Below are 12,436 nucleotides of genomic sequence, written 5' to 3' on the forward strand. Positions count from 1 at the left end.
CCACCACCGGACAGAACGAAACAAGCGACCCCCGAGCCTCACAGCTCGGGGGTTTTTTTTCGACCAAAGGACAGGATTTTCCACATGAACGGCGCGCAGTTTTTGGTACAGGCTCTCAAAAAACAGGGTGTGACCCAGGTGTTTGGTTACCCGGGCGGGGCCATCATGCCGGTCTACGATGCTCTGTATGACGGTGGTCTGGCCCATCAGCTCTGTCGCCACGAGCAGGGCGCCGCCATGGCGGCGGTCGGTTATGCCCGCGCCTCCGGTCAGGTGGGAGTCTGCATTGCCACCTCCGGCCCCGGCGCCACCAATCTGGTGACCGGTCTGGCGGAGGCGCTGCTCGATTCGGTGCCTCTGGTGGCCATCAGTGGACAGGTGCCTTGTTCCGCCATCGGCACCGATGCGTTTCAGGAGGTCGACGTGCTCGGCATGTCCCTCTCCTGCACCAAGCACTCCTTTATGGTGACCGATGCCGCCGATCTGGGGCGGGTGCTGGCAGAAGCTTTCGCCATCGCCACCGAAGGGCGCCCCGGCCCTGTGCTGATTGATCTCCCCAAGGATGTGCAGCTGGCCGCCGTGCCGCCCCAGAGCCCGTTGTTTGCGGTGGAGGAGCCGGAAGGGGTCAACCCCTCGGAGCTGACCGCAGCCCGCACCCTGCTGGCTGCCGCCGAGCGTCCGGTGCTTTACGTCGGTGGCGGAGTGGGCATGGCCAATGCCGAGCAGCAGTTGCGTGACTTTGCTGCCGCAACCGGCATGCCTGCGGTCACCACTCTCAAGGGGATCGGTGCGCTCGATCCCGACAGTCCCGTTTATCTCGGCATGCTCGGCATGCATGGCACCAAGGCCGCCAACTACGCGGTGCAGCAGTGCGATCTGCTGCTGGTGGTGGGTGCCCGTTTCGATGATCGGGTGACAGGCAAGCTGGAGGAGTTTGCCCCCGAAGCCAAGGTGATCCATCTCGATGTGGACGCCGCAGAGTTTGGCAAGCGCCGCGCCGCCGAGGTGGGGATCACCACGGATCTCAAACAGGTGCTGCCGCGCCTCGCCATGACTCTCGACATCGCCCCCTGGCGTGAACACTGCGCCGCCATGGCTCGCGCATATGTGTTTCGCTACGACCACCCGGGTCAGGCCATCTACGCTCCAGCCCTGCTCAAGCAGCTCTCCGCCAGGTTGCCGGAGAGCTGCGTGGTCGCCTGCGACGTGGGTCAGCACCAGATGTGGGTGGCCCAGCACATGCGCTTCACCAGCCCGCGCAACCACCTCTCCAGCGCCGGTCTCGGTACCATGGGGTTTGGTCTGCCCGCCGCCATCGGGGCCAAGATGTCGCGCCCGGAGGATGAAGTGGTACTGGTGAGCGGCGACGGCTCTTTCATGATGAACGTGCAGGAGCTCGGCACCATCCGCCGCGCCCAGCTCAAGGTGAAGATGGTGCTGCTGGATAACCAGCGCCTCGGCATGGTGCGCCAGTGGCAGGAGCTGTTCTTCGACGGCCGCTACAGCGAGACCATCCTCTCCGACAACCCCGATTTCGTCGCCCTGGCTGCCGCTTTCGGCATTCCGGGTGAGACCATCACATGCAAGGAGCAGATAGCCGGAGCCCTCGATCGCCTGCTGGCAAGCGAGAGTGCCTACCTGCTGCATGTGGCTATTTCAGAGGAAGAAAACGTCTGGCCCCTGGTTCCACCGGGAGTCGCCAACCACCAGATGATGGAGCAACGCCCATGAACCCGCACACCCTTGCCCAGCCAGCATTTGCACAACACACCCTGCATATCCACGCCCAGCCCAGACCCGAAGTGATGGAGCGGGTACTGCGGGTGGTGCGCCACCGCGGCTTCAATCTCTGCGCCTTGAATATGGAGCAGGATTGCCAACAGCTGCGGATCACGGTTACTGTCGAGTCGGTGCGTCCCATCCAGCAGTTGTGGAGCCAGCTGGTGAAGTTGGTGGACGTTTCCCGGGTCGATGCACTGGAACAGCAACCCCGGATCAGAGCTTAAGGAGCCAAGCCAATGTCACAGCCTTCCCAATCCATCACTCACCCCCAATACATCTGGTTCAACGGCAAACTGGTGCCTTGGCAGGATGCCAAGGTGCACGTGATGAGCCACGCCCTGCACTACGGCTCCTCGGTGTTTGAGGGTGTGCGCGCCTACGACACCCCCAAGGGCACCTGCATCTTCCGTCTGCAGGAGCACACCCGCCGCCTGTTCGACTCCGCCAAGATCTACTGGATGGACGTCCCCTACAGCGAGGCCGACGTAAATGAAGCCTGCCGCACCGTGGTGCGCGAGAACGGCCTGAAGAGCGGCTACCTGCGCCCGCTGGCCTTTGTCGGCAACGTGGGGCTGGGGCTGCATCCGCCGCTGGATGCCAAGGCTGACCTGATGGTGGCTGCTCTGCCATGGGGCGCCTATCTGGGGGAAGAGGGACTGAAAAACGGGGTGGATGTCTGCGTCACCTCATGGAACCGGCTCGCTCCCAACACCATTCCCACTGGCGCCAAGGCGGGCGGCAACTATTTGTCATCCCAGCTGATCAGCCGCGAGGCCAAGCGCAACGGCTTTGCCGAGGGGCTGGCGCTGGATGTGAACGGCTACCTGAGCGAAGGGGCGGGGGAGAACCTGTTTCTGGTGAAGAACGGCGTGCTGTTTACCCCGCCCGCTACCGCAGCCATCCTGCCCGGGATCACTCGCGACACCATCATGACGCTGGCCCGCGATCTGGGTTATGAGGTGCGCGAGCAGGCGTTGCCCCGTGAGGCGCTCTATGTGGCGGACGAGATCTTCATGACCGGCACCGCCGCCGAGGTGACCCCGGTGCGTTCCGTCGATCGGATGAAGGTGGGTGCTGGCTGCCGCGGCCCGGTAACCGAGCAGCTGCAAAACGCCTTCTTCGGCCTGTTCAATGGCCAGACCGAAGACAAGTGGGGCTGGCTGACGCCCGTCAACGACTGATGAGAGAGGGGAGGCGTCATGCCTCCCCGAGTCGCTTCCGGTCAGGGCACTGCGCGGAGCCCTCACCAGGATCGATTCCCGATCCGAGAGTCACTTTTTCATTTCCAAAGATAATGAGCCCGCTGGGCATTCAGGGAGTAGAGACAATGCCGAAGTTGAGATCCGCCACCACCACCCACGGACGTAACATGGCCGGGGCCCGCGCCCTGTGGCGTGCCACCGGAATGACCGATCAGGATTTCGGCAAGCCCATCATCGCCGTGGTCAACTCCTTCACCCAGTTCGTGCCGGGCCACGTCCACCTCAAGGATCTGGGCCAGCTGGTGGCGCGCGAGATCGAAGCTGCGGGCGGCGTCGCCAAAGAGTTCAACACCATCGCCGTGGATGACGGCATCGCCATGGGCCACGGCGGCATGCTCTACTCCCTGCCGTCGCGCGAGCTGATTGCTGATTCGGTGGAGTATATGGTCAACGCCCACTGCGCCGACGCCATGGTCTGTATCTCCAACTGCGACAAGATCACCCCGGGGATGCTGATGGCCGCCCTGCGCATCAATATCCCGGTGATCTTCGTCTCCGGCGGCCCGATGGAAGCGGGCAAGACCAAGCTCTCCGACCAGATCATCAAGCTGGATCTGGTGGATGCCATGATCCAGGGGGCCGATCCCAAGGTCTCGGACGCCCAGAGCGAACAGGTGGAGCGCAGCGCCTGCCCCACCTGCGGCTCCTGTTCCGGCATGTTCACTGCCAACTCCATGAACTGCCTGACCGAGGCGCTCGGCCTCTCCCAGCCGGGCAACGGCTCCATGCTGGCTACCCACAGCGACCGCGAGCAGCTGTTCAAGCTGGCGGGTCAGCGCATCGTGACTCTGGCCAAGCGCTGGTATGAGCAGGACGATGCTTCGGCACTGCCGCGCAACATCGCCACCAAGGCGGCATTCGAGAACGCCATGGCGCTCGATATCGCCATGGGCGGCTCCACCAATACCGTGCTGCACCTGCTGGCGGCGGCGCAGGAGGCGGGCGTCGACTTCACCATGGCTGATATCGACCGCATGTCCCGCAAGGTGCCGCAGCTCTGCAAGGTGGCGCCCTCCACCCAGAAATACCACATGGAAGATGTGCACCGCGCCGGTGGCGTGGTCGCCATTCTGGGTCAGCTGGAGAAAGCGGGTCTGGTGCATGGGGATACCCGTACCGTGCTGGGTTGCTCCCTCGTCGAACAGCTCAATGAATATGACGTTAGCCGACAGCCGAGTCAGGAGGTGGTGGACTTCTATCGCGCTGGCCCGGCCGGCATCCGCACCACCAAGGCGTTCAGCCAGGATTGCCGCTGGCCGGAGCTGGATCTGGACAGAGCCGAAGGGTGCATCCGCTCGCTGGATAACGCCTACAGCCAGGAGGGCGGCCTCGCCGTGCTTTCCGGCAACCTCGCGGTCAATGGCGCCATCGTCAAGACTGCCGGGGTGGATGAGGAGAACCTCACCTTCCGTGGCCCTGCCCGGGTGTTCGAGAGTCAGGAGAGCGCGGTGAACGGCATCCTCGACGGTACCGTGAAAGCGGGCGAGGTGGTGGTGATCCGCTACGAAGGGCCGAAAGGGGGCCCGGGCATGCAGGAGATGCTCTACCCCACTACCTATTTGAAATCCATGGGATTGGGCAAGGCGTGTGCCCTGATTACCGACGGCCGCTTCTCCGGCGGCACCTCGGGTCTCTCCATTGGCCACGTCTCGCCGGAGGCCGCTTCCGGCGGCACCATAGGTCTGGTGGAGGATGGCGACATCATCAGTATCAACATCCCGGCCCGCAGCATGGTGCTGGAGGTGGCCGACAGCGTGCTGGCCGCCCGCCGTATCGCCGTAGAGGCTCGGGGCTGGAAGCCGCTCGATCGTCAGCGTCAGGTCTCCTTTGCCCTGCGCGCCTACGCCATGTTCGCCACCAGCGCCGACAAGGGTGCGGTGCGCGATCGCACCCTGTTGGGGGAATAAATCATGGTCTCTGCGGCTGATTATCTACGCAAGGTGTTGCTCTCTCCTGTCTACGAGGCGGCGCGGGTCACCCCCTTGCAAACCCTGAAGAAACTCTCCGAGCGACTCGGCAACCATGTCAGCCTGAAGCGGGAGGATCTGCAACCGGTCCACTCCTTCAAGCTGCGCGGCGCCTACCACAAGATCGCCACCCTCACCGAGGAGCAGAAGGCGCGCGGCGTCATAGCCGCCTCTGCCGGCAACCACGCTCAGGGGGTCGCCCTGTCGGCCGCCAAGCTCGGCATCAAGGCGATCATCGTGATGCCCAAGACCACGCCGGACATCAAGATCGACGCGGTACGTCGTCAGGGCGGAAACGTCATGCTGTTTGGCAACAGTTTCGACGAGGCCTATGGCGAGAGTCGCCGCCTTGCGGAACTGGAGGGGTACACCCTGATCCCGCCGTTTGACGACGTCGAGGTGATCGCCGGGCAGGGCACCATCGGCAAGGAGCTGCTGGAGCAGGATACCCACCTCACTCACGTCTTCGTGCCGGTGGGCGGTGGCGGGCTGGCCGCCGGGGTGGCGGTCTACATCAAACAGCTGCTGCCGGATGTGAAGGTGATCGGGGTGGAGGCGGAGGGCTCCGCCTGCCTCAAGGCCGCGCTGGCGGCCGGCGAGCCGGTCAATCTGGAGCGGGTCTCGCTGTTTGCGGATGGGGTGGCGGTCAAGCGCATCGGCGAGGAGACCTTCCGCCTGTGCAACCAGTATCTGGACGAGGTGGTGACCGTCTCCAACGACCAGATCTGCGCCGCGCTGAAAGACATCTTCGACGACTGCCGCGCCATTGCCGAGCCGTCGGGCGCCCTGTCGCTGGCGGGCCTCAAGGCCTACAGCGAGCGGGAGCAGGTCAAAGGGGGGCGGATGGCGGCCATTCTCTCCGGCGCCAACGTCAACTTCCACAGCCTGCGCTACGTGTCGGAGCGCTGCGAGATTGGCGAGAAGCGCGAGGGCATGCTGGCGGTGACCATCCCCGAGCGCAAAGGGGCCTTCCTCGACTTCTGCCGTCAGCTCGGGCCGCGCATGGTGACCGAGTTCAACTATCGCTACGCCGATGCCGAGCAGGCGTCGCTGTTCGTCTCGGTGCGCCTCACCGGCGGTGACGAGGAGCTCGGGCAGATCATCGATCAGCTCGGTGGCAACGGCTACCCGGTAGTCAATATGACCGAGAGCGAGCTGGCCAAGAACCACGTGCGCTACATGATTGGCGGCCGCCCGGCCCGGCCCCTCGGTGAACGGCTCTATAGCTTCAAGTTTCCGGAGCAGCCTGGCGCTTTGATGCGCTTTCTCGAGACCCTCGGCTGTCGCTGGAACATCAGCCTGTTCCACTACCGCAACCACGGTGCCGACTACGGTCGGGTGCTCTGCGCCTTCGAGCTGCCGGACGAGGACGTAGCCGCCTTCCACGACTACCTGCACGAGATTGGCTACGGCTGGAAAGAGGTGAGCGATGACCCCGCCTACCGACTGTTTCTGGCCAGTTGAGCGAGATTGTTCAACAACAAATCTAAAGGGAGGCGCTATACCTCCCTTGTTTTTAAAATAACCAACAAGTAATGTTTTTATCAAAACAACCAAGCGTCATGGAATGACGCTTGGTTATATATAATTCCCCTATAATACCTTTCCACCTATTTCCTAAGATGTCGTTATTTTGACTCTCTTGCTCAGACTAGACGACCACTCTGGGTCTAACAATCGGAAAGGTTGTGTGAATCATCGCGTGGTAAATGTAACTGCATCATAAATAGGACAAGAATGTTTGATAAATTGAAGTCGATAGGGTGTTTTTTAAACAATGACCATGGTGTTGAAGTATCCACCGAGCTTTACAATAAAACAAATGGTTTAAATGATGATTTCTTAAGTTGTCTCAATGAGAGCATAATTCCTAACCTTTCCAAACTATCACAAACTCATGATGTGAGTGTGAAAACAGAAAATGGAGATAGTGCAAAGGTTAAATTTTATGTGGATGGCGATTGGTTGTTTTTGCTTGAGTTTTTGCAATCAGGCAAATTCAACGCCATTTTTTCTATAAGAAATAAAATAATAACTAAATTTCCTGGATTGGATAAGTTTCCCATGAAAGTCCCCTTTGGACAATCAAAGAAAGGTGGGTACTATGAATTCAAAACGACTAGTGCAGAAGATATCAAGCATGCATTTGAAATACATAGTGAAATTATAAACCACCACCCCAGCATGCTATTGTCTGACGGGGAGGGCAATAAATCATCAGGCCGTGATGCTGATCATAAGTTGACAACCAAGAATCAAATACTATTTGGTCCTCCTGGGACAGGCAAAACCTATAACACAGTAGCAGAAGCGCTCGATATTATTGAGCCAGGGATTGTTGAGCATAACATTGATGACCGCGATGAATTGCAGGACCGATTTGGTGAATTGGTAGCTGAGCAGCGCATCCAATTTGTCACCTTCCACCAAAGTTTCAGTTACGAAGATTTTATCGAAGGCATCAAGGCGGAGAGTCAGGATGGTGTACTGCACTATCGGGTGGTTGATGGTCTGTTCAAACAGATCTGCCAGCGGGCTGAAGCGGATCCCGAAAATCCCTATGTGCTGATTATCGACGAGATCAACCGGGGCAATATTTCCCGTATATTTGGTGAGTTGATCACTCTGCTGGAGCCGTCCAAGCGCCTGGGTGCCGAAGAGGAGCTTAAAGTAGTTCTCCCCTACTCGAAGAAGCCTTTTGGTGTGCCCAACAACCTCTATCTGATCGGTACCATGAATACGGCAGATCGCTCGCTGGCTGGCCTGGATTTGGCGTTGCGTCGCCGCTTCTTCTTTAAAGAGATGCCGCCCCGTCCCGACTTGCTCGACACTCTGTTTGTGGAGGGGATCCAGATCGGTGAATTGCTGCGGACCATCAACCGTCGCATTACTGCCTTGCTGGGCCGTGACTATTGTCTGGGGCATGCCCTCTTTATGCCCCTGCAAAAGGATCCCAACCTGCCACACCTAGGGCGGATTTTCCAAAAACAGGTGCTGCCCTTGCTGCAGGAGTACTTCTTCGAGGATTGGCAGAAGATAGCCTTGGTACTGAACGACCATCGCAAGTCCAGGGGTGACCGTTTTGTGACTCAGGATGAGGATCTCGATCTGCAGAAGCTATTCGGTGAGGAGGCCGAATTAGGCAACTTGCCCACCGGCTGGAAGATTAAACCGGAAGGGGATGCCGTCTGGTCACTCGCTCCAGCATACGCCGGAATAATATAATCATAGTAAGAACCTGTTGCTATTTTATACACAGAGAATTCATATGAAAGTTGAAGATATTTTAACCAATAACAGATTGGAAAAGCTATATCTGCAATGGCCAGAGGTTACCAAAAAACTATTTTCAAAGTTTATTGATATCTTTAACGATATTTTTCCGATCTATGATGCTTTTGTTGTGAATAGTCCCTCGACCCCTCTCCGATTTGGGGTGAAAGAGCCGAGTCTAAACCACAAAGGAAAAGTCTTGGTTCGGGTTTTATTTAAAAGCCGCACCTTTGGTATAAAAGTAAATAAAAACGTATGTTCATCTTTTACTCCCAGCTTCGAACAGATGAGAGAAGTGAATGGAAAGTTAATGGTTGATGCTATCAGTGACGAAAGCACGTTGGAAAATGTTTCAGCATTTCTTCGCCAGCTGTGTCAAACGACAGATTTTATTTTCCCGTCAGGTCGCAAAGGATATGTGCCATCCGACTATCAGAAAAGTGAAGATCCTGATGATGATGTGAACATTGCACCTCAAGGAATAAGTGGTGTAACACAAGCTATAAATCAGATCCTGTTTGGTCCTCCAGGGACAGGTAAAACCTATAACACAGTGGCAGAAGCGCTCGATATTATTGAGCCAGGGATTGTTGAGCATAACATTGATGACCGCGATGAATTGCAGGACCGATTTGGTGAATTGGTAGCTGAGCAGCGCATCCAATTTGTCACCTTCCACCAAAGTTTCAGTTACGAAGATTTTATCGAAGGTATCAAGGCGGAGAGTCAGGATGGTGTACTGCACTATCGGGTGGTTGATGGTCTGTTCAAACAGATCTGCCAGCGGGCTGAAGCGGATCCCGAAAATCCCTATGTGCTGATTATCGACGAGATCAACCGGGGCAATATTTCCCGTATATTTGGTGAGTTGATCACTCTGCTGGAGCCGTCCAAGCGCCTGGGTGCCGAAGAGGAGCTTAAAGTAGTTCTCCCCTACTCGAAGAAGCCTTTTGGTGTGCCCAACAACCTCTATCTGATCGGTACCATGAATACGGCAGATCGCTCGCTGGCTGGCCTGGATTTGGCGTTGCGTCGCCGCTTCTTCTTTAAAGAGATGCCGCCCCGTCCCGACTTGCTCGACACTCTGTATGTGGAGGGGATCCAGATCGGTGAATTGCTGCGGACCATCAACCGTCGCATTACTGCCTTGCTGGGCCGTGACTATTGTCTGGGGCATGCCCTCTTTATGCCCCTGCAAAAGGATCCCAACCTGCCACACCTAGGGCGGATTTTCCAAAAACAGGTGCTGCCCTTGCTGCAGGAGTACTTCTTCGAGGATTGGCAGAAGATAGCCTTGGTACTGAACGACCATCGCAAGTCCAGGGGTGACCGTTTTGTGACTCAGGATGAGGATCTCGATCTGCAGAAGCTATTCGGTGAGGAGGCCGAATTAGGCAACTTGCCCACCGGCTGGAAGATTAAGCCGGAAGGGGATGCCGCGTGGACTCAAGCAAGTGCCTATATGGGCATCATTGGCCACAAGGGGCGCAAGGTCGAACAACGGGTAGAGGCGGGGACTGTGCAGTGAAAGGGCATGTCATCGTTCGCGAGTACGCTCGCCTAACCTTCGAGCCCCTTGATTGCCCTTCGCTGGATCGAGCCCGTATCAGCCGCTCGGCGTTTATGTGGCTGTGCGAGCTGGCGGGACAATTTAGCAAGCAGGGGGCGTCCATGCTGCATCTGGATGGGCGCCAGTGGCTTCGTCTCGACAGCTATGTGGGCGTGTTGGAGTCGCCCTGTGGCCAGATCATCGAGATCCTGCCCAAGACTCATGATGCGGCGCCGGATGAAAATATGGCGAGCGAGGTAAGTCGCAGTCGGCGCATGCTCAAGAAGATGCTGGCCAGCGCGATGGATCTTCCTCTGCGCGAGGCAGAAGAGGCGGGCCTTGAGCTGGGTGAAGGTTCCTTGAGCGAGTGGGTGATGGGGCGATTCCTCTCTGAGCTGGAGCATCTGGTCAGGCACGGGTTGCGCTTTGACTATATGCAAGTCGAAGAGGAGGCGCCATTTCTGCGTGGACAGCTGGATATGGCGAGGCAAATGCGCCAACCCGCCGGGCGGCAGCATAAATTCCGGATCCGCCACGACCTGTTCCAACCCGAGAGCGCAGAGCATAGATTGATCCGCCGTGCGCTCGATCTGGTCTGCACGTCGACTCGCACTGCGCATAACTGGCGTCTCTCTCACGAGTTACAGGGCATGCTCCATGAGCTGACTCCGTCCCGCGAGATTGAGCGAGACCTGCGAGCCTGGCGCACCGACCGTTTGATGGCTCGTTATCAAGCCATCAAACCCTGGTGCGAATTGATTCTGCAGCGGCATATGCCGATGGCCCTCCATGGCCAGTGGCGAGGGCTCAGCCTGCTTTATCCCATGGAACGGCTATTTGAGGCTTATGTGGCTCACCAACTGAGGCGCCGGCTCCCATCTGGTCTTGGCCTGGCCACCCAATCGAGAGCTGAGTATCTCTGCCACTATGGTCAAGCGGGTCTTGCTGAGGGGGCTATGTTCCAGCTCAAGCCGGACTTGCTGCTGGAAGGTCATGCCAGCCTGCGGGTCATGGATACCAAGTGGAAACGACTCGAGCAGGAAAACCGCCAAGACAAGTTTGGGCTCAGCCAGCAAGATTTTTATCAGATGTTGGCGTACGGGCAGACTTATCAGGGCGGTGCAGGGGACATGTGTCTGATCTACCCAAAATGGCGAGGGCTGGATCGGGTCATTGGGCCATTCTTGTTGGCCAATGCGGCCAGGCAGCCTTTGCGTCTTTGGGCCGTGCCGTTTGACCTGGAGTCCGGGCAGATGCACCTTCCCGATGAGATAAGTTGGTCGTCACGGCAGCCCGTGGCCAGCTAGCGGACAGCATAATTGGCCAGTCCTTTACGCAGGCTGGCCATGATGATGTCGCGTAAATCAGGAGGGGATAACACCTCGCTGATATCGGCAATAGACATCAGCCACCAACGCAGCTCTTCCGTATCATTGACAGTGGCATGAAGGATGAAATGGTATGAACCGTCTGGTTCGATGCGCTGGTTTTCACTTAGCCAGCTCTCTTGCAGGTGATACCCCTTGATATAATCCACTCGCAATGCCAGCTCAATGCTGCGATGGCGGGCGAAGGCCAGGTTCCCCTTGGCCAGATAGTCGGTAAGACTAAATCCTGGGGGCGTGGTGACTGGCTTATCAATGATCTCGATCCGGGTTGCTCTATGGAGGGCAAAGTTTCGATATTCCCCGTTATCTACCAGTGTTGCGATGAGATAAAGGGTTGACCCCTTGGTTACCAGGGCAAGAGGATTAACCAGATAATGCTTGGCCGCGTTTGGCGGGCGGGGGGTATATTCGATATCGATAACCCGTTTTTCCAGCAGCGCCTGTTCGACACCTTCCAGCACCAGTGTATTCACTTTGGGTGGACATAACTGAAAACCTGCCGGATGGGAGGCAATGCAGTTGGGCCACATCGCCAGCTTTTCGTGGGAATTGGCGAGCCGCTGCTCCGCTTGGGCAAAGAAGTCGGCCAGATTACCTTGTAACTGGCGTGGCAACAGCCCCTGAAGGTGTTGCTTGGCCATACAAAGTGCCAAGGCTGTACTGGGCGTCATATCCAGCCAACCTTTAGTGCCTTGTTTGCGTGACCAGCGATACGGACGCACTGTCTCATCGCTGAGGATGCTATGACGGCAGCTCAGGCTCTCCAGATCGCGCTGCACTTTGCGCAGTGTGACATCAAAGCCATCGCGCTCCAGTTTGAGTACGATTTCTGTCGTAGAAATTGATTGGGGTTCGTAAGGCAGATAGCTAAGGATGGCGAAATGGCGTTGGGTTTGGGTATCGGACATGGCAATGGAGTCAGAGCCTATTGAAGAGGGGGCATACTAGCCCCCAGTTTTAGTCTGACTCAAGTGACACGTTGATATTTTCTGAACCAGAGCCAAGTTTGTTGTCAGAACAAGCTGTTGTTAGGTCTGATGTCATTTAACTCTTACGATTCCACCACGATGATCGACCTGAATACGCACCAATTTTCGGCAATTGCGACACTGGCCGACACCGGTACCATTACGTGCTACGGAGGTGGAAACTGTGGTTGTCGTACCACAATGTGGACAGAGGATGGTGAAGTAATGACCCATGGAACACTCCTGT

General features: G+C 57.4%; 9 protein-coding genes. 8 read left to right on the forward strand and 1 reads right to left on the reverse strand.

Annotation, left to right across the window (positions count from 1 at the left end):
* The first annotated feature begins 84 nt into the window (after positions 1 to 84).
* From ilvG to NOM67_RS16910, 8 genes are all read left to right on the forward strand, one after another.
* Positions 85 to 1,731: an acetolactate synthase 2 catalytic subunit gene (gene ilvG / locus NOM67_RS16875; RefSeq protein WP_255938841.1), complete on the forward strand. Its 1,647-nt coding sequence runs from the start codon at positions 85 to 87 to the stop codon at positions 1,729 to 1,731.
* On the forward strand, positions 1,728 to 2,006 hold the full coding sequence (gene ilvM, locus NOM67_RS16880; protein WP_005342011.1) for an acetolactate synthase 2 small subunit: 279 nt from the start codon (positions 1,728 to 1,730) through the stop codon (positions 2,004 to 2,006). Before ilvG ends, ilvM begins: the two co-directional genes overlap by 4 nt.
* Before the next feature lie 12 nt (positions 2,007 to 2,018).
* Complete coding sequence (locus tag NOM67_RS16885) at positions 2,019 to 2,963, forward strand: branched-chain amino acid transaminase (RefSeq protein ID WP_255938857.1); 945 nt, start codon at positions 2,019 to 2,021, stop codon at positions 2,961 to 2,963.
* 146 nt (positions 2,964 to 3,109) lie between these two features.
* On the forward strand, positions 3,110 to 4,951 hold the full coding sequence (ilvD, locus tag NOM67_RS16890; protein ID WP_255938858.1) for a dihydroxy-acid dehydratase: 1,842 nt from the start codon (positions 3,110 to 3,112) through the stop codon (positions 4,949 to 4,951).
* Between the two features lie 3 nt (positions 4,952 to 4,954).
* On the forward strand, positions 4,955 to 6,475 hold the full coding sequence (gene ilvA, locus NOM67_RS16895) for a threonine ammonia-lyase, biosynthetic (protein WP_011707857.1): 1,521 nt from the start codon (positions 4,955 to 4,957) through the stop codon (positions 6,473 to 6,475).
* Between the two features lie 273 nt (positions 6,476 to 6,748).
* The gene (locus tag NOM67_RS16900; protein ID WP_255938879.1) at positions 6,749 to 8,236 is read left to right on the forward strand and encodes an McrB family protein; all 1,488 of its coding nucleotides are present in this window, start codon (positions 6,749 to 6,751) and stop codon (positions 8,234 to 8,236) included.
* Between the two features lie 43 nt (positions 8,237 to 8,279).
* Positions 8,280 to 9,812, forward strand: coding sequence for an McrB family protein (locus NOM67_RS16905; protein ID WP_156854218.1), 1,533 nt, complete (start codon positions 8,280 to 8,282; stop codon positions 9,810 to 9,812).
* Positions 9,809 to 11,140 carry an McrC family protein gene (locus tag NOM67_RS16910; RefSeq protein ID WP_255938880.1) on the forward strand — a complete coding sequence of 444 codons (1,332 nt, stop codon included), beginning with the start codon at positions 9,809 to 9,811 and terminating at the stop codon, positions 11,138 to 11,140. The genes NOM67_RS16905 and NOM67_RS16910 overlap by 4 nt, the downstream gene beginning before the upstream one ends.
* On the opposite strand, the gene NOM67_RS16915 is transcribed toward NOM67_RS16910, so the two are convergent.
* On the reverse strand, positions 11,137 to 12,129 hold the full coding sequence (locus NOM67_RS16915; protein ID WP_156854216.1) for a YafY family protein: 993 nt from the start codon (positions 12,127 to 12,129) through the stop codon (positions 11,137 to 11,139). The two genes, NOM67_RS16910 and NOM67_RS16915, sit on opposite strands and share 4 nt — an antisense overlap.
* Between the last annotated feature and the right edge of the window lie 307 nt (positions 12,130 to 12,436).

This window comes from Aeromonas sp. SG16, from assembly GCF_024436135.1.
Taxonomy (GTDB): domain Bacteria; phylum Pseudomonadota; class Gammaproteobacteria; order Enterobacterales; family Aeromonadaceae; genus Aeromonas; species Aeromonas jandaei.